Source organism: Microbacterium sp. bgisy189 (assembly GCF_057707225.1).
This window is the reverse complement of sequence record NZ_JBYIPT010000002.1, coordinates 98184-121371: the sequence shown is the minus strand read 5'-3', so window position 1 is coordinate 121371 and position 23188 is coordinate 98184. Positions and strand designations below refer to the sequence as shown.

At 68.7% G+C, this 23188-nt stretch carries 21 protein-coding genes and 1 riboswitch; of the genes, 6 read left to right on the top strand and 15 right to left on the bottom strand.

Annotated elements, in window-relative coordinates; translation table 11 throughout:
- Nucleotides 1-25: 25 nt before the first annotated feature.
- The 6 genes from AC3ENX_RS03605 to AC3ENX_RS03580 form a co-directional block, all read right to left on the bottom strand.
- Nucleotides 26-1996, bottom strand: a complete 1971-nt coding sequence (locus AC3ENX_RS03605) for a TPM domain-containing protein (RefSeq protein WP_434810495.1) — start codon at nucleotides 1994-1996, stop codon at nucleotides 26-28.
- A 23-nt stretch (nucleotides 1997-2019) separates the two neighbouring features.
- Complete coding sequence (ribH, locus tag AC3ENX_RS03600) at nucleotides 2020-2493, bottom strand: 6,7-dimethyl-8-ribityllumazine synthase (protein ID WP_434810494.1); 474 nt, start codon at nucleotides 2491-2493, stop codon at nucleotides 2020-2022.
- Complete coding sequence (gene ribA / locus AC3ENX_RS03595) at nucleotides 2490-3764, bottom strand: GTP cyclohydrolase II (protein WP_434810493.1); 1275 nt, start codon at nucleotides 3762-3764, stop codon at nucleotides 2490-2492. The genes ribH and ribA overlap by 4 nt, the downstream gene beginning before the upstream one ends.
- A complete protein-coding gene (locus tag AC3ENX_RS03590) occupies nucleotides 3761-4393 on the bottom strand; it encodes a riboflavin synthase (RefSeq protein WP_434810492.1) in 633 nt (210 codons plus the stop codon). Before AC3ENX_RS03590 ends, ribA begins: the two co-directional genes overlap by 4 nt.
- Complete coding sequence (gene ribD / locus AC3ENX_RS03585; RefSeq protein WP_434810491.1) at nucleotides 4393-5451, bottom strand: bifunctional diaminohydroxyphosphoribosylaminopyrimidine deaminase/5-amino-6-(5-phosphoribosylamino)uracil reductase RibD; 1059 nt, start codon at nucleotides 5449-5451, stop codon at nucleotides 4393-4395. Before ribD ends, AC3ENX_RS03590 begins: the two co-directional genes overlap by 1 nt.
- 69 nt (nucleotides 5452-5520) lie before the next feature.
- Nucleotides 5521-5665: riboswitch (FMN riboswitch) on the bottom strand.
- Nucleotides 5666-5760: 95 nt separating this feature from the next.
- A complete protein-coding gene (locus tag AC3ENX_RS03580) occupies nucleotides 5761-6711 on the bottom strand; it encodes a sugar-binding transcriptional regulator (RefSeq protein WP_434810490.1) in 951 nt (316 codons plus the stop codon).
- Nucleotides 6712-6858: 147 nt separating this feature from the next.
- Between AC3ENX_RS03580 and AC3ENX_RS03575 the strand changes: the two genes are divergently transcribed.
- From AC3ENX_RS03575 to glpK, 3 genes are all read left to right on the top strand, one after another.
- Nucleotides 6859-8589 (top strand): glycerol-3-phosphate dehydrogenase/oxidase, encoded by a 1731-nt coding sequence (locus AC3ENX_RS03575; RefSeq protein ID WP_434810489.1) that lies wholly within the window; start codon nucleotides 6859-6861, stop codon nucleotides 8587-8589.
- Nucleotides 8590-8704: 115 nt separating this feature from the next.
- A complete protein-coding gene (locus tag AC3ENX_RS03570) occupies nucleotides 8705-9457 on the top strand; it encodes an MIP/aquaporin family protein (RefSeq protein WP_434810488.1) in 753 nt (250 codons plus the stop codon).
- A 45-nt stretch (nucleotides 9458-9502) separates the two neighbouring features.
- Nucleotides 9503-11020, top strand: coding sequence for a glycerol kinase GlpK (gene glpK, locus AC3ENX_RS03565; RefSeq protein ID WP_434810486.1), 1518 nt, complete (start codon nucleotides 9503-9505; stop codon nucleotides 11018-11020).
- A 58-nt stretch (nucleotides 11021-11078) separates the two neighbouring features.
- Here the strand turns inward: glpK and AC3ENX_RS03560 are convergent, their stop codons facing one another.
- Both AC3ENX_RS03560 and AC3ENX_RS03555 read right to left on the bottom strand, forming a co-directional pair.
- Complete coding sequence (locus tag AC3ENX_RS03560; protein ID WP_434810485.1) at nucleotides 11079-11942, bottom strand: Fpg/Nei family DNA glycosylase; 864 nt, start codon at nucleotides 11940-11942, stop codon at nucleotides 11079-11081.
- Nucleotides 11943-11975: 33 nt separating this feature from the next.
- Nucleotides 11976-12566, bottom strand: a complete 591-nt coding sequence (locus AC3ENX_RS03555) for a GNAT family N-acetyltransferase (RefSeq protein ID WP_434810484.1) — start codon at nucleotides 12564-12566, stop codon at nucleotides 11976-11978.
- Nucleotides 12567-12607: 41 nt separating this feature from the next.
- Between AC3ENX_RS03555 and AC3ENX_RS03550 the strand changes: the two genes are divergently transcribed.
- On the top strand, nucleotides 12608-13624 hold the full coding sequence (locus tag AC3ENX_RS03550) for a DUF559 domain-containing protein (RefSeq protein WP_488184904.1): 1017 nt from the start codon (nucleotides 12608-12610) through the stop codon (nucleotides 13622-13624).
- 158 nt (nucleotides 13625-13782) lie between these two features.
- Here AC3ENX_RS03550 and trpS read toward each other — a convergent pair whose 3' ends face one another.
- From trpS to sdhC, 7 genes are all read right to left on the bottom strand, one after another.
- On the bottom strand, nucleotides 13783-14787 hold the full coding sequence (gene trpS / locus AC3ENX_RS03545) for a tryptophan--tRNA ligase (protein ID WP_434810482.1): 1005 nt from the start codon (nucleotides 14785-14787) through the stop codon (nucleotides 13783-13785).
- A 68-nt stretch (nucleotides 14788-14855) separates the two neighbouring features.
- On the bottom strand, nucleotides 14856-15692 hold the full coding sequence (locus tag AC3ENX_RS03540; RefSeq protein WP_434810481.1) for an exodeoxyribonuclease III: 837 nt from the start codon (nucleotides 15690-15692) through the stop codon (nucleotides 14856-14858).
- A 41-nt stretch (nucleotides 15693-15733) separates the two neighbouring features.
- Entirely contained in the window at nucleotides 15734-16969 is a 1236-nt protein-coding gene (locus AC3ENX_RS03535) for a YihY/virulence factor BrkB family protein (protein WP_434810480.1), read from the bottom strand.
- Between the two features lie 62 nt (nucleotides 16970-17031).
- Nucleotides 17032-17793 carry a succinate dehydrogenase iron-sulfur subunit gene (locus AC3ENX_RS03530; protein WP_434810479.1) on the bottom strand — a complete coding sequence of 254 codons (762 nt, stop codon included), beginning with the start codon at nucleotides 17791-17793 and terminating at the stop codon, nucleotides 17032-17034.
- The gene (sdhA, locus tag AC3ENX_RS03525; protein WP_434810478.1) at nucleotides 17793-19619 is read right to left on the bottom strand and encodes a succinate dehydrogenase flavoprotein subunit; all 1827 of its coding nucleotides are present in this window, start codon (nucleotides 19617-19619) and stop codon (nucleotides 17793-17795) included. Before sdhA ends, AC3ENX_RS03530 begins: the two co-directional genes overlap by 1 nt.
- Before the next feature lie 25 nt (nucleotides 19620-19644).
- Complete coding sequence (locus AC3ENX_RS03520) at nucleotides 19645-20091, bottom strand: succinate dehydrogenase hydrophobic membrane anchor subunit (RefSeq protein ID WP_434810477.1); 447 nt, start codon at nucleotides 20089-20091, stop codon at nucleotides 19645-19647.
- A complete protein-coding gene (gene sdhC / locus AC3ENX_RS03515; protein ID WP_434810476.1) occupies nucleotides 20091-20528 on the bottom strand; it encodes a succinate dehydrogenase, cytochrome b556 subunit in 438 nt (145 codons plus the stop codon). Before sdhC ends, AC3ENX_RS03520 begins: the two co-directional genes overlap by 1 nt.
- A 208-nt stretch (nucleotides 20529-20736) precedes the next feature.
- Between sdhC and AC3ENX_RS03510 the strand changes: the two genes are divergently transcribed.
- Both AC3ENX_RS03510 and AC3ENX_RS03505 read left to right on the top strand, forming a co-directional pair.
- A complete protein-coding gene (locus AC3ENX_RS03510; RefSeq protein WP_434810475.1) occupies nucleotides 20737-21852 on the top strand; it encodes a mannose-1-phosphate guanylyltransferase in 1116 nt (371 codons plus the stop codon).
- A 183-nt stretch (nucleotides 21853-22035) separates the two neighbouring features.
- Nucleotides 22036-23145 carry a BMP family lipoprotein gene (locus tag AC3ENX_RS03505; protein WP_434810474.1) on the top strand — a complete coding sequence of 370 codons (1110 nt, stop codon included), beginning with the start codon at nucleotides 22036-22038 and terminating at the stop codon, nucleotides 23143-23145.
- Nucleotides 23146-23188 lie beyond the last annotated feature (43 nt).

Here is a 23188-nt window from a genome sequence, read left to right as displayed (position 1 = left end):
CAGGAGTCGCGCAACAGGAACGCGTTCAGAACCGGCGCCCGCCCGACCGCCGCGAACTGCTGCGCGACCCGCCCGACCGGCGTGACGAACTCGATGACCGTGACGACGATCTGCGCGACGAGCTCGACGACCGACTGCGAGACGAACTGCTCCACCCGCTGCGCGACGCCCGCGACGAACCCGACGACCCGGACGAGAACCCGAAGATGCCGCCCAGGAATGCGCCGTCGTCGCCGTCGTGCTGCGCCGGCAGCGGGTCGTCGCGTGCGACGTCGTCCCGCGCCGCCGTGAGCGCGCGGGACGCTTCGTCCGAGGCCTGCTGCAGCGAGACGAACGCGCTCGACAGGTCGGACATCGCCGCGGAGGCGACCGCGGATGCCAGCAGCGCATTGGCGCGCGCGAGCATCGTGCGCGCGCGGGAGCCGATGACGCCGCGTCGCGTGTCGATGTACAGCGCTGCGCGCTTGACCTCCGCCTGGGCAGACTCGCGCACCCGGTCGTACTGTGCGTGCGCGCGATCGAGCAGGCGCGCGGCGCCCACGACGTCTGCGACGACGGCGCCGAGGGCGGCATCCGCCGTTTCGACGGCGACGACGCCCGCATCGGGGGATGCGACGCGTGCCTCAGCGATCGCACGTTCCGCCGCCGTCGCCGCGTCGCGGACGCGCGCTGCGTGCCCGGCGTCGTCGAGGACGAGCGCCCGCGCATCGCTGATGTCGGACTCGGCATCGGCGATCGCAGCGGTGCGACGCGCATCGGCGGCGATGAGGGTCTCTGCGAGCGATCGGATGCCGGTCGTGAGCGTCTCGAGCTGTCCGAGTGCCTGCTGGGCGCTGCGCACAGAGACGGCCGCGATGCCGCTTCGCCCCTCGGCAAGCGCCGCGTCGGCGCGGTCGAGCTCGACGAGTGCGAACGACCGCAGCCGCCCCGCCTGCTCCGCCGAGCCCTCGACCGACGCGACGGCGGCATCGCCGAAGCGCCGCTGCAGGTCCGCGCGCACCTGCGTGACAGCCTCGACCTCGGCGGCGGCGCGCTGGGCGTGCTCGCGCAGCGGCCCGCGCAGTTCGGGCGCCTGACGTTCGAGGTCGCGCAGTGCGTCGAACGCGGCGTCCTGCTCGTCGAGGAGGGCGTCGGCCTCGGTGCACCGGGCGATGATCGCGTCGAGCAGTTCTCGACGCCGCGTGGGTGAGAGCGTGTCGTCCTGCACATCGCGCTGCGTTGCGAACGCTTCGGCGACGAGCCGCCGCGCGCGTTCGAGTGCTTCGCGGAAGGGCGCGGCTGCGGCATCGCCGAACTGGGCTGCAGCGAACCCCACTTCTTGGTCGCCCGTGCGGATCGCGTCGTCGATGTCGACGAGCATGCCGTCGGCGCGTTCGTCGAGGGCGTCGAGTTCTTCTTCGAGTTCGCGTGCACGCTTCACACGTGCAACGCGCTGCGAGAGCCAGCGGATGCCGAAGATCCCCGCGATGATGCCGACCGTCCCGCCGCCGATGATCAGCAGCCAGGGCGGGCCCGGCTGCTGTGCCTCGTCGAGCGCCGCCGCGAAGTCGACGACACCGGCCGCCCACTCGCCGTTGCGCAATCGCGGGATGAGCGAGTCCGACATGACATCGTCGATGCGGTCGTTCGAGAGTGCGAAGTCGACGTCGACCGAGTACGCGACGTTGCGGTCGTCAACGGCGATCGCCAGCAGCATGTCGTCCGTGCCCAACTCGCTCTCGAACGCGGTCTCGTCCGCCCACGACGGGCCGCTCGAGGGGTCGTCGAAGTCATCGACGATCGCGACGTACAAGCCGGTTCCGGTCGAGCTCGACAGGTCGTCGATCGCGCGTTCGATGTCGGCGACCTCGGCCGCCGAGAGGACGCCCGCCTCGTCGATGACCTGCTCACCATCGAGGTCGAGCGGGGGTGCCGCCACGGCGGGCGCGGCGGATGCCAACGCGAAACCGGCCGCGAGGACAACGGTCGTCAAGAAGCGGGTCGCAGGAGCTCGCATGCCAGCGAGCCTAGCGAGGCGGCTCAGGCGCGCAGGTCGCGCAGCAGGAGTGCGGTTCGCAGCGCGGCGTCGGCCGCCTCGGCCCCCTTGTCCTCCTTCGAGCCCTCGAGCCCTGCACGGTCGAGCCCCTGCCGCTCGTCGTCGAGGGTGAGCACGCCGAACCCGACCGGCTTGCCCGTGTCGATCGCGACGCGGGTGAGGCCGTCGGTCGCGGCAGCCGACACGTACTCGAAGTGCGGCGTGCCGCCGCGGATGATGACGCCGAGTGCGACGGTCGCGTCGGCACCGGCATCCAGCGCGGCCTTGCAGGCCACGGGCAGTTCGAACGAGCCCGGCACCCGCACGAGACGCCAGGTCGCACCGGCGGCCTCGAGGGTGCGGGTCGCCCCCGCGATCAGCCCGTCGGTGATGACGTCGTGCCACTGGCCGGCGACGACCACGACGTTCAGGCCCTGTGCGTCGATCTGTTCGGTGCGGGGTGCGCCGTGTCCGCTCATGCGTTGTTCTCCTTGGTCGAAGCCAGTGCGCTCTCGAGTTCGTCGGCGCCGATGATGTGGCCCATGCGGTCACGCTTGGTGGCCAGGTACTGGTGGTTGTTGGGGCCGACGCCGACCAGCAGCGGCACCTGCTCGACGACGTCGAGACCGAGGCCGCGCAGCTGGTCGACCTTGTCGGTGTTGTTGGTGAGCAGACGCACCTTGTCGATGCCGAGGTCGGCGAGGATGCCGGCTGCCGCGGCGTAGTCGCGGGCATCTGCGGGCAGACCCAGCGCGAGGTTCGCGTCGACCGTGTCGAGGCCGCGCTCCTGCAGGCTGTAGGCGCGCAGCTTGTTGATGAGGCCGATGCCGCGTCCCTCGTGGCCGCGCATGTAGATGACGACACCGCCGTCACGGTCGATGGCGTCGAGGGCTGCGTCGAGCTGCGGTCCGCACTCGCACTTCTGTGAGCCGAACGCTTCGCCGGTGAGGCACTCCGAGTGCACACGCACGAGCGCGGTCGCATCGGTCAGCTCGCCCGAGACGACGGCGATGTGGTCGGTGCCCGTGACGCGGTCCTTGTACGCGAGGAAGCGGAACGTGCCGTGCGCCGTGGGCACCTTCGCCTCCGCGCGCAGGCTCACGCGGCGACGGTGGGCGGATGCCGGGGCGACCGGCTGCGGGTCGATCGCGTCGAGGTGGGCGATCAGCTGCTCGATGGTGATGACGGGGATGCCGTCGGCGGCGCCGAGTTCCTGCAGCCCCGGCAGGCGCATCATCGAGCCGTCTTCGGCGACGACCTCGCCGATCACGGCGACCGGCTCGAGCCCGGCGAGCTTCATGAGTTCGACCGACGCCTCAGTGTGTCCGCCGCGTTCGCGCACGCCGCCGTCGACGGCCCGCAGCGGCAGGATGTGCCCGGGGCGGATGAGGCTCGCGGGCGTCGAGGTGGGGTCGGCGAGCACGTTGAGGGTGCGGGCGCGGTCCGACGCGCTGATGCCCGTCGTCACGCCCTCGGCGGCGTCGACGCTGACGGTGTACGCGGTGCCGCGTGCGTCTTCGTTGACCTCGACCATGGGCGGCAGGTCGAGGTTGTCCGCCCAATCGGTGGGCATCGGGGCGCACAGGAACCCGCTGGAGTGGCGCACCGTCCAGGCGATCCACTCGGGTGTCGCGAGCTGCGCCGACAGCACGACGTCGCCTTCGTTTTCACGGTCTTCGTTGTCGGCGACGATGACGGGGCGGCCCTCGCGCAGTGCGTCGAGCGCTTCTTCAATGGTGGAAAGGCTCATCGGGAGCCTCCTTCGGGGGTGTTCGGGGTGAATTCGAGCAGGCGTCGCACGTGGCGCGCCAGGATGTCGGTCTCGAGGTTGACGGTGTCGCCGACCGTGCGCTCGCCGAGCGTCGTCGCGGCGAGGGTTTCGGGGATGAGCGAGACTTCGAACCAGGCCGGGACGGCCGCCGCGGGGCTGGCCGCGCTGACGGTCAGCGATACGCCGTCGAGGGCGATCGAACCCTTGTCGACGACCAGCGGTGCGAGGTCCTGCGGCACCGAGACGCGCAGCACACGCCACTGCGCACCGGGGCGCACGTCGAGCACGTCGCCGGTGCCGTCGATGTGGCCCTGCACGATGTGGCCGCCCAGGCGGGCGTGCGCCGTCATCGCCCGCTCGACGTTGACCGTCGAACCCGGGGCGATCGTGGCGTGCGTCGACATGTCGAGGGTCTGCTTCATGACGTCGGCGGTGAACCAGTCGTCGCCCTGATCGACGACGGTCAGGCAGACGCCGGAGATCGAGATGGAGTCGCCGTGCGCGGCATCCGAGACCGCCTTCGGTGCGCGCACGGTCAGGCGCACCCCGTCGCCGGACGGCTCGACAGCCGTCACGGTGCCGATCTCTTCGACCAGTCCGGTGAACATCAGGGGGTCTCCTCTTCGTCCGAGCGGGCTTCTTCGTCTGAGGGGGCCTTCGGGTGGGCCACGATGAGCAGGTCGTCGCCGAGGCGCTCGACGGCGGAGATGTCGAGTCGGTGCTGCGCGTCGATCGTCGCAACGCCGAGGTCGCCGAGTGCGAGGCGCTCGCCCCCGATGAGCGTGGGGGCGAGGTAGACGAGCAGGTCGTCGACGAGCCCGGCGGCGACGAAGGCCGACGCGATGGTCGGCCCGCCCTCGACGAACACGCGGTGGATGCCGAGCGCGCGCAGCTGCGGCAGCACGTCGGTTTCGAGGTCGCCGGCCAACCGGGCGAACGGCAGCGGGTGGCGGCGGATGGCAGCGCCGGCGGGCACGTCGCGCTCACCGAGCACGATGGGCTGCGGCTGGTGCGCGAACAGGGAGCCGTCGGGGCGGCGGGCGGTGAGTGCCGGGTCATCGGCGAGGACGGTGCCGGTGCCCACCACGATCGCGTCGGCGTTCGCGCGGCGCTCGTGCACGTCGGCCCGGGCTGCGGGCCCGGTGATCCATTGGCTCGTGCCGTCGGCTGCGGCGGCGCGCCCGTCGAGGGACTGGGCCCATTTGACGGTGATGTGCGGTCGCCCGAGGCGCTGCACGGTCAACCATGACGCGAGCAGGTCGGTCGCCTCATCTGCGAGCACCCCCGCGTCGACGTCGACACCCGCGTCACGCAGCCGGGTAGCGCCGCCGTGCGAGAGCGCACCGGGGTCGTCGATGGCATAGACGACACGGGCGACGCCGGCGTCGATGAGCGCCTGCGCGCAGGGGCCGGTGCGGCCGGTGTGGTTACAGGGCTCCAGCGTCACGACTGCGGTCGCGCCGCGAGCGGCGCCGGGCGCCAGCTGAGACAGGGCGTCGACCTCGGCGTGCGCGGTGCCGGCGCCGCGATGCCAGCCCTCGGCCAGCACGTCGCCGGCGGGGGAGAGGATGACGGCGCCCACCTGCGGGTTCACGCCCCGCGGACCGTTGTGCGCGATCTCGAGGGCGCGCCGCATCGCGGTCTGCTCCGCCGCTGTCGCGCTCATCCGTTGTTCCTGTCGTCAGGCTCCGGGTGCGCAAGGCGTCGCTGGGCGGCTCCGCCACAGCAGATACCGCCCGTGCTTCCTCCCATCCGGACTCGCGACTCGCGTCGCATCACCGTCGGTCCCGGATTTCCACCGGGTCAACCCGAGGCCTTTCGGCTGTGGGCTCGCGGACTGTCACCGCCGGTTCGGATTCTCACCGACCCCGGAGCACGTTGATGCTCTCGAGTGTACTCAACAGCACCGACGCACTGGCATTCCCATGACCGCGCATGACCTGCCGGCGGCGTGCCCCGCCGTGGTGGTGGGTGGTCATTGCAGCAGCATCCGCGCCGCGGACTCCTCGATGACGAGATCGGTCACCAGTCGCGCCGCCAACGCGCCGCGAAGTGCAGGCACTTTCGAACCGCTCGAGACGACGCAGATCCGTCGCGACGCGGCGCGCAGCGTGTCGAACGACGGTCCGCTCGAGCGATTGTTCAACGGAATGTCCTGTGTCGACCCGTCCGCACGGAAAAACACCGTCGCGCAGTCTCCGACGACACCCTGCGCCGCGAGCTCAGCGAGGTCGCGGCGCGAGAGGTAGCCGCCCGCGTAGACGTGCGACGGCACCTCCGCCTGGGGAGAGCCGAGACCGAACACCAACAGGTCGGCGCGGGCCTGCACGTCGAGGACGCTCCGCACCGCCCGTTCGCTCCACATGGCGCGCTTGGTCAGCGGGTCGTCGAACAGTGCCGGTACCGGGAACAGGTCGACGGCTGCGCCGAATGCATGCGCGAACCCGTGGAGGATGCCGGATGAGTACGGGACCCCCGAGGTCGCCTCGTTCGCGGCGCCGTTGAGCTGGACCACGCGCGCGCCGTGCAGCGGCTTCTGCGGCAGGTGTCGCGACAGCGCCGACAGCGTCGCGCCCCAGGCGACGCCGATGACGGTGTTGCTGTCGGCATGTAGTGCGACCAGTCGTGCAGCGCTGCGTGCGGTGCGGTCGAGTCGTTCGGCCGCGCTCATGCGATCCGGGGCGGGGACGATGTGCACCCGCACGCCGTGGGTGTGTGCGATCCGACCGGCGATCTGATCCCGGTCCTCCTGGGGCGAATGGACGGTGATCTCGACGAGTCCGCTCGAACGGGCGAACGCGAGCAGTCGCGAGACCGAGGATCGCGAGATCCGCATCTCGGCGGCGATCTCCGCCATGCCGGTGCCTTGGATGTAGTAGAGCTGTGCTGCTCGAAGGGCCTCGGTCGTCTTGTCCACCGTACGCATCCGTTCATGTCGATGTGGTGGGATCGGCGTGTGCGACGCATGATCCGGGTCGATTCTCGACCAATCCTGCACATATGTGCAACCAGCTTGCTCATTCGTGCGTTCCCGCGCGATGTTGGTCAGACGTTCCAAGGAAGGACCTCGACGATGGTGACCAAGCGACAGGACGCAGAGCGTCCCCAGGTCGGCGCGCTGCGATCGAACCCGCACGCAGATGTGCTCGTGATCGGTGGCGGTATCAACGGCATCGCGACTTTCAGGGATCTCGCGCTCCAGGGGATCGACGTCGCGCTCGTCGAGCGCGGCGACTTCGTCTCCGGCGCCTCTTCGGCATCGAGCCACATGGTCCACGGCGGTGTCCGCTATCTCGAGAACGGCGAATTCCGTCTCGTGCAGGAAGCGGTCACCGAACGCAACCGGCTGCTGCGCACCGCACCGCACTACGTGAAGCCCCTCGAGACAACGATCCCGATCTTCAAGACCTTCTCCGGGATTCTGACGGCGCCGTTCCGACTGCTGTTCACCCACGGCACCGGCAAGCCGAATGAGCGCGGCGCGCTGCTGATCAAGGTCGGCCTCATGATCTACGACACCTTCTCCCGCGACGGAGGCTCCGTTCCCCGCCACGTCTTCCGTGGAAAGAAGCGTTCATTGCGCGCCTTCCCGCGGATGAACAAGGGCGTGGCGTACACGGCCACCTACTTCGATGCCTCGATGCACGACCCCGAACGCCTCGCGCTGGACGTGCTGCACGACGGAATCATGGCAGGACGTGGCGCCGCGCGCGCCGCGAACTACGTCTCGGCCGTCGACGCCGACGGTGACGGCGTCGTGCTGCGCGACGAACGCACCGGCGAGACCTTCACGTTCAACGCACGTGTCATTGTGAACACGAGCGGACCGTGGACGGACCTGACGAACGCGGCTCTCGGGCGACCGACGACCTTCATGGGTGGGACCAAGGGGTCGCACATCGTGCTCGAGAACGACGAACTCCTCGCGGCCACCGGCGGCAACGAGATCTTCTTCGAGCACTCCGACGGCCGGATCGTGCTCATCTATCCCCTGAAGGGGCGCGTGATGGTCGGAACAACCGACATCGACGCCGACCCGCGGGAGCAGTCGGTGTGCACCGACGACGAGATCGACTACTTCTTCGATCTGATCGGGCACGTCTTCCCCGACGTGACGGTCGAGCGCTCCCAGATCCGCTACACGTTCTCCGGCATCCGGCCGCTTCCGCGGCACGATGACATGGCACCCGGCTTCGTCTCGCGCGACTACCGGATCGAGCGCGGACAGCTCGGCGGCGTCACCACCCTCAGCCTCGTCGGTGGCAAGTGGACGACCTTCCGAGCGCTCGCCGAGCATGTCGCGACGGACGCGCTGAAGATCCTCGGTCGAGAGCGCGTCGCATCGACAGCCGACCTCTCGATCGGCGGCGGCGTCGACTACCCGCGTACCCCTCGGACGCGCGCGAAGTGGATCGCCGCCCATCGGGGCGAGCACAGCGCGGCGCTGGCCGAGCAGATGCTGGAACGATACGGAACCCGCGCCGCCGACGTGCTCGACGCCGTCACGCCCGGCGCAGCCGAGCTGAGCGCGGTCCCCGGCTACTTCGCTGAAGAGATCGCGTACCTGTCCGCGACCGAGGACGTCGTGACGCTGACCGACGTCATCTTGCGCCGCACGTCGATCGCCTTCGTCGGTGGCATGACAACCGCCGGACTTCGCCAGATCGCCGCAGCCGCCGCGTCATCGTTGGGCTGGGATACCGAGACGCAGGCCGCGGAGGTCGATGAGGCGACCCGCGTGCTGCGTGCCCACCACCGCACCGCCCTCGACGCGGATCACGACAGTCTGGTCGCGCTCGGCTGACGGCGCGCGTCGGCGACGCCTGGCGTCGACGCGCACACGAACAATCCCAGGCGCCACCTACCACCGAGCGACGATGGTCGACGTTCGGCGTGCAATGAAAGGTCGATGACGACATATGAATGACATCAACATGGGGCTGTACTTCCTCTCCGAAGTCGTCGGGACGGGCATGCTCATCCTGCTCGGCTGCGGCGTGGTGGCCAACGTGATCCTCGCCAAGACCAAGGGCTTCGGCGGCGGCACCCTCATGATCAACTGGGGCTGGGGGCTTGCGGTCTTCGCCGGTGTGCTCACGTCGGCCTACTCCGGCGCGCAGCTGAACCCCGCGGTCTCGTTCGGGCTGCTGCTGGCCGGCAAGCTCGAGGTCGGGCTGTTCTTCGTGGCGGTCGCAGGCCAACTGACCGGGGCCTTCCTCGGTGCGATCGGCTGCTGGCTCGCGTACAAGCAGCACTTCGATGCCGAAGCAGACCCCGCAGCCAAGCTCGGCGTGTTCTCGACCGGGCCGGCGATCCGTTCCTACGGCTGGAATCTCGTCACCGAGATCTTCGGCACCTTCGTCCTGGTGTTCGTCATCTTCGCGTTCGCTGACTACGGCGACATCGAGATCGGCACACCCGGAGGCCTCGGCCCCCTCACGGCGCTGCCGGTCGCGCTTCTCGTGGTCGGCATCGGCGCCTCCCTGGGTGGTCCGACCGGATACGCCATCAACCCGGCACGTGACCTCGGTCCGCGCATCGCGCACGCACTCCTGCCCATCAAGGGCAAGGGCTCGAGTGACTGGGCCTACTCGTGGGTCCCCGTCGTCGGACCGTTGATCGGCGGCGGTCTCGCCGCCCTCGCGTCGCCTGCGCTCCTGGCACTCGTCTGAGCCGACTCCGCTACCATCCATCACACGAACAGACAAGGAAGTCCAATGGCTGACTACATCATCGCCATCGATCAAGGCACCACATCGAGCCGCGCGATCATCTTCGACCACGGCGGGTCGATCATCGCGACCGGGCAGAAGGAACACGAGCAGATCCTGCCGCGCGCCGGCTGGGTCGAGCACGACCCGACCGAGATCTGGCACAACGTGCAGGAGGTGATCGGCGTCGCGCTCGCCAAGGCCGACCTGACGCGCCACGACATCGCTGCGATCGGCATCACCAACCAGCGCGAGACCGCGGTGGTCTGGGACAAGCACACCGGTGAGCCGGTCTACAACGCCATCGTGTGGCAGGACACCCGCACCCAGGCAATCGTCGACCGACTCGCAACCGAAGGGCTCGGCACCGAACGCTACAAGGGCATCGTCGGTCTGCCCCTCGCGACCTACTTCTCGGGCACCAAGATCGCGTGGATCCTCGAGAACGTCGACGGTGCGCGCGAGCGCGCCGAGGCGGGCGACCTGCTGTTCGGCACAACCGACACGTGGGTGCTTTGGAACCTCACCGGCGGCCCGGACGGCGGCGTGCACGCTACCGACGTCACCAACGCGTCGCGCACGATGTTCATGGATCTGGAGACGCTGCAGTGGCGCGAGGACATCCTCGACGACTTCGGCGTACCGCTGTCGATGATGCCCGAGATCCGCTCGTCCTCCGAGGTCTACGGTCACGCCGAGGACTCGTCCCTGCTTCGCGAGACGCCGGTCGCCGGCATCCTGGGTGACCAGCAGGCAGCGACGTTCGGGCAGGCGGCGTTCGACAGTGGCGAGAGCAAGAACACGTACGGTACCGGCAACTTCCTGATCTTCCAGACCGGTGAGGAGATCGTCCACTCGCGCAACGGCCTGCTGACCACCGTCGGGTACAAGCTCGGTGACCAGCCGGCCAGGTACGCGCTCGAGGGATCGATCGCCGTGACCGGATCGCTCATCCAATGGCTGCGCGACCAGGTGGGGCTGATCGACTCGGCACCCGAGGTCGAGACCCTCGCGGCCTCGGTCGAAGACAACGGGGGCGTGTATGTCGTCCCCGCCTTCTCGGGCTTGTTCGCGCCGTACTGGCGTCCTGATGCGCGTGGTGCGATCGTCGGTCTGACCCGCTTCGCGAACCGCGGTCACATCGCCCGCGCCGCACTCGAGGCGACCGCCTTCCAGACGCGCGAGGTGCTCGACGCGGTGAACGCAGATTCCGGCGTCGACCTGACCGAGCTGAAGGTCGACGGCGGCATGACCGCGAACTCGACGCTGATGCAGTTCCAGGCAGACATGCTCGGTGTCCCGGTCGTGCGCCCCGTCGTCGCCGAGACCACCGCGCTCGGCGCCGCGTACGCTGCCGGCCTCGCGGTCGGATTCTGGTCCGGCCTCGATGAACTCCGCGCCAACTGGCAGGAGGATGCCCGCTGGGAGCCCACTGACGACGCCGAGGAGCGGGACCGTCAGCTGCGGCTGTGGAAGAAGGCCGTCACGAAGTCCTTCGACTGGGTCGACGACGACGTGCGCTGAGCAGCGCCTGAACGGGGCCCCGCCGCAATCCGCGGCGGGGCCTCGTCGTCGCTCCGGGCTACTTCAGCAACCGCGACAGGCGCCGGTCGGCGAGGATCTTACCGCCGGTCTGGCAGGTCGCGCAGTACTCGAGCGAGTTGTCGGCGAAGAACACGCTGCGCACCTCGTCACCGCAGACCGGGCACGGCTGACCGCGGCGGCCGTGCACAGCCATGCCTCGCCGCTTCGCGTCCTTCAGATCTGCCGGCGGCTTGCCCGACGCCGCACGCACGGCCTCGTCGAGCGTGGTCGTGACGGCGGTGAACAGGGTGTCGACCTCGGTGTCGGCGAGGCTCGCCGCCAATGCGTACGGCGACATCCGCGCGGCGTGCAGGATCTCGTCCGAGTAGGCGTTGCCGATGCCGGCGATGATCGACTGGTCGCGCAGCACACCCTTGATCTGCGTGCGTCGCCCCTGCAGCATCTCGGCGAGCGTGTCGCGCGTGAAGCCGGCATCCAGCGGATCAGGACCCAGCCGCGCGATGCCGGGAACGTCCTGCGGGTCGCGTACCGCGTAGACGGCGAGCGACTTCTTCGTGCCCGCCTCGGTCAGGTCGAAGCCGGCGCCGTCCGCGAGGCGCACCCGCAGCGCGATCGGCGTCTTCCCCGGCCGGATGACGGTGCCCGGGATCTGGTCGTACCAGCGCAGCCACCCCGCCTTCGCGAGGTGGAACACGAGGTGGACGCCGGCATCCGTCGTGATGTCGACGAACTTGCCGTGCCGTGAGACACCCGTCACCGTCGCCCCGGCGAGGGTCTCGATCTGCGGGTCGTACGTCTTCAGCGCCGCGATGTTCGCGACCGTCGGCCTGCCGAACGCCACGCCTCGCAGCCGCCCGTCGAGGAAGTCGACGAGCCCCTGCACCTCGGGCATCTCGGGCATGACCTCATCCTGCCACGCGCCGCCGGCGCCGTCTCAGTCCTCGAGCACGCTCCACGGCTGCCGCGTGCGGTCGTCCGTCGCGAGCACTCCCGTGATCCAGCCGTCGTGACGGCCGCGCGGATCGGACAGTCCCTGCCGCAGCAGCCCCTCGTAGCGGAAGCCGAGCGCCCGGGCAGCGCGGGCCGAGGGGATGTTGCCGGCGATGGCCCGCCACTCGATGCGCGCCAGGCCCAGGCCTTCCGCGGAGAAGCCCCACGCGACGACGGCATGCGCAGCCTCGGTCAGATACCCGCGTCCGCGGGCCTGCAAGGCCATCCAGTACCCGATCTCGGCCGCCCCGCCGGCGTGGTCACGATGCGACGGGCGCGACTTGTGGGTGTGCAGCCCGAGCATCCCGATCCACTGGCCGCCGGCGCGCACGGCCCACGTGTACTCGGAGTTCTCGTCCCACCAGGAGCGCGACAACCGCACGAAGTCCTCCGCGTCGGTGCGCTTGTAGGGCGACGGCAGTGTCGTCCACCGGGGCACCTCGGGATCCTGCGCGGCGGCGGTGATCGCCTCGACATCCGTCCCCGTCGGGATCGAGAGTTCGAGCCGCGCCGTCCGCAACATCACCGGTTCCATCCGGCCACCATATCCGCGCCGGGCCCGTTCAGGATTCAGGCTTGGAGCACCGCGGCGGTCCGTGGCCTGCGGAAAACTGCGCGGTCACCTCGCGCCGGCATCCAGTGAGCCTGAATGTTGAACGGATCGTCGCCTCCTCCACAACTCGCGATCTTGGGCAATTGTGCCCGCACGAGCGTCGTCGTTCAATCGAAGTGTCCGCGGCTTGCGAGTGTCGGGGGATGTTCGAGGTGTGGACGAGGGCGGAACTCCGCGAAATGGGCCTTTCCGGCCGCGAGATCACCACAGCCGTACGTCGCGGCGACATCTTGCGTCCGAGGCAAGGCTGTTACGTCGCCCGCGACGCACCGGAGCTGTTCGTACAGGCAGTCCGTGTCGGCGGCCGGCTCGCGTGTGTATCGCTCCTCGCCGAGCTCGGGGTCTTCGTCTTCGACGCGACCCCGCTTCACGTCCACATGGAGCCGAACGCGAGTCGCATGCGCGCCCCTGCGGGGTGCACGTCGCTGCTGCCGCGTACACAGCGGGCCGTTCGCCTCCACTGGCGTGCGCCGGAACGGCCACCGACGGCCGGATGCGTCAGCATCATCGACGCGCTGATCGATGCGGTCCGATGCCAGGAGCCGCGGTACGCGATTGCCACCCTTGACAGTGCGCTCAACAGAGGATGGGCCGACCTCGATGACATCGCCGAAGTGTTTGCGGCCCTCCCGGCTCGATACGGTGCGCTCAAGAGGTGGATCGATGGTGCGGCGCAGGCCGGCACGGAGACGCTCGTGCGGCTGATGCTCATGCGCCTCGGATGTCACGTCGATCTGCAAGTGGCCTTCAGCGGCGTCGGCTGGGTCGACCTCGTCGTGGACGAATGGCTTGTCGTCGAGTGTGACAGTAAAGAGTTCCACTCGAGTTGGGAGCAGCAACGCAAGGACTACCGCCGTGATCGACGTTTGGCCGAGCTCGGATTTTGCGTGCTCCGACTTACCGCCGAAGACATCCTCTACCGGCCCGCGAGCGTGCTCGCTGCGCTGAAGGGACTTCTCGAGAGCCGTCGCACGTCATGACGCATCGAGCGCGGTCGAGATCTTGGTGCAAGATTCAGGCTTGCCTGGCGACGGAGAAGGCGCTTGCCCGAGAATCCGAGGCGGCGGGCGAAGGGCCCGCTCGGGAAACCTGAATACCGAACGGACCACCGCGCCGAACGACCGCCCGGATGCCGGGGTCAGACGCGGCGGAGGAGGCCGACCTTGTCGTACACGGCGGCGAGGGTGGCGTCGGCGACCTCGTCGGCGCGGGCGGCGTTGGCGGCGAGCACGCGGTCGAGTTCGGCGGGGTCGTCGAGCAGTTCAAGGGCGCGCTCGCGCACCGGGCCGAACTCGTTCACGACGACCTCGGCGAGCCCCTTCTTGAAGTCGCCGTAGCCGCGACCGGCGTACTCGTCCTCGATCGATTCGATCTGGCGGCCGGTGAGGGCCGCGTAGATCACCAGGAGGTTCGAGACGCCGGGCTTGGTCTCGCGGTCGTAGCGCACGGTGCCGTCGGAGTCAGTCACGGCCCGCATGATCTTCTTCGCAGAGACCTTCGGGTCGTCGAGCAGCCACAGCACACCGGCGTCCGATTCGGCCGACTTCGACATCTTCGCGGTCGGGTTCTGCAGGTCGTAGATGCGGGCGGTGTCCTGCTGGATCACGGGCATCGGCACCTGGAATGTCTTGCCATGGCGTGCGTTGAAGCGCTCGGCCAGGTCACGCGTCAGCTCGACGTGCTGCTTCTGGTCGTCGCCGACCGGCACGATGTCGGTCTGGTACAGCAGGATGTCGGCGGCCATGAGCACCGGGTAGGTGAACAGGCCGACGTTCGTCGCGTCGCTGCCGTATCGGGCCGACTTGTCCTTGAACTGCGTCATCCGACCGGCCTCACCGAAACCGGTGATCGTCGACAGCACCCACGCCAGTTCGGTGTGCGCGCGCACGTGCGACTGCACATACAGGGTCGACTTCGACGGCTCGATGCCGGCGGCGATGTACTGCGCCGCGGTGCGCCGAGTCTTCGCGCGGAGCTCGGCCGGGTCGTTCGGCTGCGTGAGCGCGTGCAGGTCGACGACGGAGAAGAACGCCTCGTAAGCCTCCTGCAGGTCCCGCCACTGCATGAGCGCCCCGATGTAGTTGCCGATCTGGAGGGAGTCGGCGGAGGGCTGCATTCCGGAGTACAGGCGGGGTTTGCTCACCCGATCGATTCTATGCCGGGCGGGTGGAGTGGGCGTTTCGTCTCGCTGCGCTCGCTCAACGACCGCGCTCAGCCGAAGGCGTAGTCGGCGACGACGGGGGCATGGTCGCTCCAGCGGGTATCCCACGCCGACGCGCGATGCACGCGGTAGTCGGCGACCCGTGCGGCCAGTGCGGGGGATGCCAGGTGGTAGTCGATCCGCCACCCCGTGTCGTTGTCGAACGCCTTGCCGCGGTTCGACCACCACGTGTACGGACCGTCGACCTCGCCGGCCCAGAGTCGGCCGACGTCGACCCAGCCGAGTCCGGTGCCACGCCCGCCGTCGACGGTCGCGACCTCGGCACCCTCCACCCCGGTGAACCGATCGAAGTATGCACGTTCGCGCGGCAGGAAGCCCGCCTTCTTGACGTTGCCCTTCCAATTGCGGATGTCGAGCTCGCGGTGCCCGACGTTGAGGTCGCCGGTGATGAGCGCCAGCTCGCCGAGCTGCGGCATCCGCGCCTCCATCGCATCGAGGAACGCGTACTTGGCGACCTGCTTCTCGGTGCCGTCTTCGCCGGTGAACACGTAGGCGCTGACGACCGTCACCAGCTCGCCGTCGACGTCGATCTCGGCCTCGACCCAGCGGCCTTTCGAATCGAGGGTCTCGTCACCGAGCTCGACACGCCACACGTCGAACGGCTCGCGGGTGGCGATCGCGACACCGGCGCGGCCCTTCGCGAGCGCCTCGTCGTTGACGATGTGCCACCCGGGCAAAGCGGCGGCGAGGTCGGATGCCTCGGCACGCACCTCCTGCAGCGTCAGCACGTCGACACCCGACGCCTCCAGCCACGGCGTCATCCCCTTGCGGGCGGCGGCACGGATGCCGTTGACGTTGACAGAGGCGATGCGAAGGTTCCGGGGCACCAGAACACACTACCCAGCGCCTCCGACACCGCCGGGCGGGGTCAGTCGAGCAGCGACGCCCCGCGCCGACCGGGCCGCGGGGGAGCGGATGCCTCGACCTCGACGAGCTCTTCGTGCGCCTGCCGCACCGCACGATCGGCGGGGAGTCGCCGGTACCACGGCGCCTGCGAGCGAGCATCCTGCGCCGTGCGCAGCCGCACCTGCGCCGCGACGAGCAGCGCCTGGTGCTCGTCCCACAGCCGTTGCGCCTCGCTGCGCTGCAGCAGCGGCACGTTCTCGTCGGCGGCGGTCACCGCGATCCACGCGGCGGCGATCAGCACGACCATGCCCAGCGCCCGGTACCACAGCAGTAGTCCGACGAAGATCGCGAAGGTCGCCAGCAGCGGATTGCTCGGCGTGTAGCTGAGCAGGAGCCCCGCGGCCAACTGCAGCACCGTCAGCCCGATGCCGCCGGCCAGCGAACCCGGCCAGATCGTGCGCCAGCGGCGGGTCGTGCCGGTGAGGAACCAGAACAGTGACGCGAGCGCGGCCGTGTTCAGGCCGAGCGAGACGGCGACCGAAACCGCCTGGATGCCGCCGTTGAACAGGATCGAGTCGGTGCCCCATCCCAGCAGCCCGAACACGGCCCGCAGCGACCACGTGCCCACCGTCGTCAGCACGAAGCCGACGATCAGCGCCGCGCCGAACGCGGCGGCCGCCACCAGGTCGCGAGCCTTCAGCAGCACGTACGACCGGTCGTCGAACGGCAGCCCGAAGATGTCGCGCACGGCACGGCGCGTGTAGGTGACGAACCCGATGGCCGTCCACCCGGCGGTCACGAGCGCGATCGCGCCGGTCACGGCCAGCACGCTCGCCGTGCCCCGGGCGATCTCGACGACCTGCTCGGTGGTGAGGAGTCCGGCATCCGTATCGTCGGTGATGAGCCCCGGCACGTAGGTGTTGATGATGGCGATCATCCGCTCGATGGCCTCGCGGCTGCCGCCCAGCCACAGGCCGACGCCGGCGAAGGCGACGTAGATGCCGGCGAAGAACGAGAAGAGGGCCTGGTAGCTGACGCCCGCGGCGATCAGAAAGCCGTTGTGCTGCAGGAAATGGCGCCACACGCGCACCGGGAACATGCCCATCGTGCGTCGCGTGATGGCCGTCGCCCGCTCGATCGGCGCGTCGAACCGTTCGCGGAGGGATGCCTGGGTCGCCTCCCATCGGCGGCGCAGCCCCTCCTCTTCGGCTCGCGCCTCGGCGGCCGCGCGGTGCGGGGGAGCAGGACGGTCGGCCACGGCTCCACACTAGCGAGGGGCCCCGCCACATCGGCGGAGCCCCCCTCGTGAAGCGTTGCGGTTCAGCCGCGCAGGACGGCCTGCTTGACTTCGGCGATGGCCTTCGTGACCTCGATGCCGCGGGGGCATGCCTCGGTGCAGTTGAAGGTCGTGCGGCAGCGCCACACGCCCTCTTTGTCGTTGAGGATGCTCAGGCGCACGTCGCCGGCGTCGTCGCGCGAGTCGAAGATGAACCGGTGCGCGTTGACGATCGCAGCGGGACCGAAGTACTGGCCGTCGGTCCAGAACACGGGGCACGACGAGGTGCACGCGGCGCACAGGATGCACTTGGTGGTGTCGTCGAAGACCTCGCGGTCGACGATCGACTGGATCCGCTCCTTGCCGGCTTCGGGCTTCGAGTTCGCGATGAGGAACGGCTGCACCTCGCGGTACGACGCGAAGAACGGCTCCATGTCGACGACGAGGTCCTTCTCCAGCGGCAGGCCCTTGATCGCCTCGACGTAGATCGGCTGCGAGATGTCGAGGTCTTTGATGAGCGTCTTGCAGGCCAGGCGGTTGCGGCCGTTGATGCGCATCGCGTCGGACCCGCAGATGCCGTGGGCGCACGAGCGGCGGAAGGTCAGCGAGCCGTCGACCTCCCATTTGATCTTGTGCAGCGCGTCGAGCACACGGTCGGTCGAGTACAGCTCGACGTCGTAGTCGACCCAGCGCGGCTCGCTGTCGACCTCGGGGTCGAAGCGGCGGATGATGAAGGTGACGAGGAACGACTGGATGCCGGTGTCGTTCTGCGCCTCTGCCGTGGCGTCGTCGGCGACGAGGGTCATCAGTACTTCCTCTCCATCGGCGGGTAGTTCAACTCGCCCTTCTCGTTCTTCGTGAAGACGACGGGCTTCCACCCCAGGCGGATGTGGTCTTCGGCGTTCGACGACCCGGCGTCGCCCGAGAGGTACGACATCGTGTGCTGCATGTAGTTCTCGTCGTCGCGGTTCGGGAAGTCGTCGCGCATGTGCCCGCCGCGGGATTCCTTGCGATTCTTCGCGGCGACGACGACGACCTCGGCGATGTCGAGCAGGAAGCCCAGCTCGACGGCCTCGAGCAGGTCGGTGTTGAACCGCTTGCCCTTGTCGTCGACGTGCACGTTCTTGTAGCGCTCGCGCAGCTCTTCGATCGTGCCGAGCACGTCGGTGAGTGACTCGTCGGTTCGGAAGACCTGGGCCTTGCGGTCCATTTCGTCCTGCAGCGTCTTGCGAAGCACCGCGATGCGCTCGGTGCCGGGGTTGTTGCGCAGCCCTTCGAGCATCTCGCGAACGTCCTTCGCGGGATCTTCGGGCAGTTCGACGAACTCGGCGGTCTGCACGTACTCGACCGCGTTGCGGCCGGCGCGCTTGCCGAAGACGTTGATGTCGAGCAGCGAGTTGGTGCCGAGGCGGTTCGAGCCGTGTACCGACACGCACGCGCATTCGCCTGCGGCGTACAGGCCGGGCACGACGGTGGTGTTGTCGGCGAGCACCTCGGCGTTGGTGTTGGTGGGGATGCCGCCCATCGCGTAGTGCGCGGTCGGCATGACCGGCACCGGCTCGACGACCGGATCGACGCCCAGGTAGGTGCGGGCGAACTCGGTGATGTCGGGGAGCTTGGTCTCGAGCACCTCGGCGCCCAGGTGCGTGCAGTCCAGCAGCACGTAGTCGCGGTGCGGACCTGCGCCGCGGCCCTCCGCGACCTCCTGCACCATGCAGCGGCTGACGATGTCGCGGGGTGCGAGGTCCTTGATGGTGGGCGCGTAGCGCTCCATGAAGCGCTCACCTGACGCGTTGCGCAGGATCGCGCCCTCACCGCGGGCGCCCTCGGTCAGCAGGATGCCGAGGCCCGCGAGCCCGGTCGGGTGGAACTGGAAGAACTCCATGTCCTCCAGGGGGAGGCCCTTGCGCCAGATGACGCCGACGCCGTCACCGGTGAGGGTGTGCGCGTTCGAGGTGGTCTTGAAGATCTTGCCGAAGCCGCCCGTCGCGAACACGACCGCCTTGGACTGGAAGACGTGCAGCTCACCGGTCGCGAGGTCGTAGGCCACGACCCCTGCCACCTGCGTGTTGCCGTCGGCATCCTTCACGGTCACGAGGTCGAGGACGTAGAACTCGTTGAAGAAGTTGATGCCGAGCTTGACGCAGTTCTGGAACAGCGTCTGCAGGATCATGTGGCCGGTGCGGTCGGCCGCGTAGCAGGCGCGTCGGACGGGGGTCTTGCCGTGGTCTGCCGTGTGCCCGCCGAAGCGGCGCTGGTCGATCTTGCCCTCGGGCGTGCGGTTGAACGGCAGACCCATGTTCTCGAGGTCGATGACGGCGTCGATCGCCTCTTTCGCGAGGATCTCGGCGGCATCCTGGTCGACGAGATAGTCGCCGCCCTTGACGGTGTCGAAGGTGTGCCACTCCCACGAGTCCTCTTCGACGTTGGCGAGCGCCGCCGCCATGCCGCCCTGCGCCGCACCGGTGTGGGAGCGGGTCGGGTAGAGCTTCGTGATGACGGCGGTCTTCGCGCCGGGGCCGGCCTCGATCGCCGCGCGCATGCCGGCCCCGCCGGCGCCCACGATGACGATGTCGAACTGGTGGTAGTGCACGCCGTCCTTGACGACGGAGTCTGCGGTGTCAGTGCTCACAAGCTGCTTTCTTTCCGCGCGCCGATCAGGCTGCGCACACCTCGGCCAGCACGCTGCCGTCGCTGAGGTTGGGGATGCACGGGTCGAAGGTGAAGACGACGAGGGTGCCGAGGAGGATGAGGAAGCCGGCGGCGACCCACAGCGCCCACACGAGCACGGTGCGTGCCTTCTCGTTGGTCACGTAGTCGTTGACGATCGTGCGCATGCCGTTGGCGCCGTGGATGAGCGCGAGCCACAGCATGAGCACGTCCCACCACTGCCAGAAGGGCGTCGCGAACTTGCCGGCGACGAAGGCGAAGTCGATGCCGCGGATGCCTTCGCCGAGCATGAGGTTGACGAAGAGGTGACCGAAGATCAGCACGACCAGCAGCACGCCGGAGACGCGCATGTAGATCCAGCCCCACTTCTCGAGGTTGGCGCCCTTCTTGCGGACGGCGGGGGTGCGGGGTGCGGCGAGCGTGTCGGCGGACATCAGTGACCCCCTCCTGCGAATTCGGCGAAAACGATGGGCAGGTGACGTGCGGCGAAGCCGGCGACGGTGATCACCCACACGACCAGGACTGTCCACCACAGTTGACGCTGGTGGCGTGTCGCCCACGGCCAGATGTCGACCGCGATGATGCGCAGGCCGTTGAAGGCGTGGTAGACGATCGCGGCGACCAGGACGGTCTCGCCGAGACCCATGATCGGGTTCTTATAGGTGCTCATGACGGCGTCGTAGGCCTCGGGCGCGACGCGGATCAGCGCAGTGTCGAGCACGTGCACGAGCAGGAAGAAGAAGATGGCGATGCCGGTGATGCGGTGCAGCACCCAAGACCACATGCCTTCGCGGCCGCGATAGAGCGTTCCGCGAGGCGTCGGGGACGTGGTCTGAGCTACCGACGGCGTGACGCGTGCTGGTGCAGACACGGTCGTCCTCCCTTGGTATGAACGGACACCTCGCGCACGATCGGGGCGACGCTGCGTCCCGGGGAATCCGCCCCCTGCGCCGCGCGTGGATGCCGTTTCATCCTATTCCCGTCTGTTCGAACGGTCGACGAAGGGCACCCTAAGTTCTCTCGATATCGAGAGAAGAGAGAGGAACTGAGGTTCTTTCGATCACCGGTAGCCTCGGAGCATGGCAGCTCCCATCGACGACTTCTACGCCGTGATTCCCGCAGGCGGTGTCGGCAGCAGACTGTGGCCGCTGTCTCGCGCCGATGCGCCGAAGTTCTTGCACGACCTCACCGGGTCGGGCCACTCGCTGCTGCGCGACACGTGGGACCGCCTCGAGCCGCTCTCCGGTCCCGATCGGATCGCGGTCGTCACGGGGCGCGCGCACCGCGCCGCCGTGGAGGAGCAGTTGCCCGGCATCGCCGACCTCAACGTCTTCCTCGAGTCCGAACCGCGCGACTCCGCCGCCGCGATCGGCCTCGCTGCTGCGATCCTGCACCGTCGCGAACCCGATGTCATCATCGGATCGTTCGCCGCAGACCACGTGATCCGTGGCTCCCGCGTGTTCGAATTCGCGGTGCGCGACGCCGTCGAAGTCGCACGCGAGGGCTACATCTGCACCATCGGCATCTCGCCGTCGGAGCCCGCCGTGGGGTTCGGCTACATCAAACGCGGCGGCGAACTCATCGTCGACGGCGCGCGCGATGCCTCGCTCGTCGAGCGGTTCGTCGAGAAGCCCGACCTCGAGACCGCCAAGGCCTACGTGGCAGATCGGTCGTACCTGTGGAACGCGGGGATGTTCATTTCTCGCGCCGACGTGCTCTTGGCGGAGATCGAGGCGAACAACCCGGCATTGCATGCGGGGCTCCTCGAACTGGCCGAGGCGTGGGATGACCGTGACCGTCGCGGCCCCGTCGTCGATCGCGTGTGGCCCAAGCTGCCGAAGATCGCGATCGACTACGTCGTCGCCGAGCCTGCGGCGGACAAGGGCAAGCTGGCGGTCGTGCCGGGCCACTTCGACTGGGACGACGTGGGGGACTTCGCGAGCCTCGCCAAGCTCAACTCCGGCGGTCGCAAGAACGACCTCGCGATCCTGGGCGAGAACGCCCGCATCCTCTCCGATGCGGCGAGCGGCATCGTGGTCAGTCACACGAAGCGGGTCATCAGCCTGATCGGGGTCAAGGACATCGTCGTCGTCGACACCGACGACGCGCTGCTGGTGACCACGAGTGAGCACGCACAGCGGGTGAAGGGCGTCGTCGACGCGCTCAAGCTGACCGGTCGCGGTGACGTGCTTTGAGGGCGGAACCCGGACTCACCGATCGTGAGACCGGGTGCAGGATGCCGTGTGCATGACGGATTGATTGCGTCTTTGTAACCTTTCCCGTCCCGCGGCCCACGCAGGGTGCAACTTGGCCGTCACAGTGGGTAACTTTTGCGTGATCCCCGCGAAGTCCGCGGGACCTGCCACGTGGAGGCTGTCTTGACCATCTCGACCACCAAGAAGCTCGCCGGCGTCACCGCCGCTGCCGGGCTCATCATCGCGCTCGCCGGCTGCGGCGCCGCTCCCGAAGCCGACCCGACGGGTGAGGCACCCGCAGAGACGCTCGAGGCCGTCGAGGGCTTCAAGCCCTGCATGGTCTCCGACGAAGGCGGCTTCGACGACAAGTCGTTCAACCAGCTCGGCTACGAGGGCCTGGTCCGCGCCTCCGAGCAGTTCGGAGTCGAGCCGGTCACGGTCACCTCCGACGCAGAAGAGGACTACGCGCCGAACCTGCAGAGCCTGGTCGACCAGAACTGCACGCTCATCGTCACCGTCGGCTTCGCGCTCGCCGCCGCTGCCGGCGAGGCCGCTGCCGCCAACCCGGACATCAGCTTCGTCTCGATCGACGACATGGTCGACAACGACTTCGACGGTACGACGGACTCGCCGAACATCAAGCCGCTCGTCTACGACACCGCGCAGGCCGCCTTCCTGGCCGGCTACGCCGCCGCGTCGTACTCCGAGGCCGACAAGGTCGGTACCTTCGGTGGTGCGCCCTACCCGACCGTCACGATCTTCATGGACGGCTTCAAGCAGGGCGTCGACTACTGGAACGAGCAGAAGGGCGAGAGCGTCGAGGTGATCGGCTGGGACGGCACCGACGGTGTCTTCACCGGTGGCTTCGCGGCCAACAACGACGCCATCAACGCGGCTGACGGCATCGTCGGCCAGGGCGTCGACGTGCTGCTGCCGGTCGGTGGACCGATCTACCAGAGCGCCGCCTCCGTCATCCGTGACTCGGGCCGCGACATCGCGCTCATCGGTGTCGACGCCGACGTCTATGAGACCGACCCGACGGTCGCCGACCTGCTGCTCACCTCGATCCGCAAGTTCATGGATCTCGGTGTCGAAGAAGCCGTTCTCGCGGCGGGCCAGGACGAGTTCGACGCGACGGCGTACGTCGGCACGCTCGAGAACGGGGGCGTCGGCATCGCCGACTTCCACGACTTCGCGGACCTCGTCTCGGGCGACCTGCAGGGCGAGCTCGACACGATCAAGGCCGGCATCATCGACGGCTCGATCGAGGTCACCTCGTACCTCGCGCAGTAATCCACTCCTGACGTGGGGAGGTCGGTACGCCGACCTCCCCACG

Excerpts from the sequence above, each read along its gene's own strand:
- glpK (WP_434810486.1), top strand. The coding sequence starts at position 9,503 with ATGGCTGACTACATCATCGCCATCGATCAAGGCACCACATCGAGCCGC.
- AC3ENX_RS03510 (WP_434810475.1), top strand. The coding sequence starts at position 20,737 with ATGGCAGCTCCCATCGACGACTTCTACGCCGTGATTCCCGCAGGCGGT.
- AC3ENX_RS03555 (WP_434810484.1), bottom strand. The coding sequence starts at position 12,566 with ATGGAACCGGTGATGTTGCGGACGGCGCGGCTCGAACTCTCGATCCCG.
- AC3ENX_RS03590 (WP_434810492.1), bottom strand. The coding sequence starts at position 4,393 with ATGTTCACCGGACTGGTCGAAGAGATCGGCACCGTGACGGCTGTCGAG.
- AC3ENX_RS03570 (WP_434810488.1), top strand. The coding sequence starts at position 8,705 with ATGAATGACATCAACATGGGGCTGTACTTCCTCTCCGAAGTCGTCGGG.
- ribD (WP_434810491.1), bottom strand. The coding sequence starts at position 5,451 with ATGAGCGCGACAGCGGCGGAGCAGACCGCGATGCGGCGCGCCCTCGAG.
- AC3ENX_RS03580 (WP_434810490.1), bottom strand. The coding sequence starts at position 6,711 with ATGCGTACGGTGGACAAGACGACCGAGGCCCTTCGAGCAGCACAGCTC.
- ribA (WP_434810493.1), bottom strand. The coding sequence starts at position 3,764 with ATGAGCCTTTCCACCATTGAAGAAGCGCTCGACGCACTGCGCGAGGGC.
- ribH (WP_434810494.1), bottom strand. The coding sequence starts at position 2,493 with ATGAGCGGACACGGCGCACCCCGCACCGAACAGATCGACGCACAGGGC.
- AC3ENX_RS03575 (WP_434810489.1), top strand. The coding sequence starts at position 6,859 with ATGGTGACCAAGCGACAGGACGCAGAGCGTCCCCAGGTCGGCGCGCTG.
- AC3ENX_RS03560 (WP_434810485.1), bottom strand. The coding sequence starts at position 11,942 with ATGCCCGAGATGCCCGAGGTGCAGGGGCTCGTCGACTTCCTCGACGGG.
- AC3ENX_RS03530 (WP_434810479.1), bottom strand. The coding sequence starts at position 17,793 with ATGACCCTCGTCGCCGACGACGCCACGGCAGAGGCGCAGAACGACACC.
- AC3ENX_RS03605 (WP_434810495.1), bottom strand. The coding sequence starts at position 1,996 with ATGCGAGCTCCTGCGACCCGCTTCTTGACGACCGTTGTCCTCGCGGCC.
- AC3ENX_RS03520 (WP_434810477.1), bottom strand. The coding sequence starts at position 20,091 with ATGTCCGCCGACACGCTCGCCGCACCCCGCACCCCCGCCGTCCGCAAG.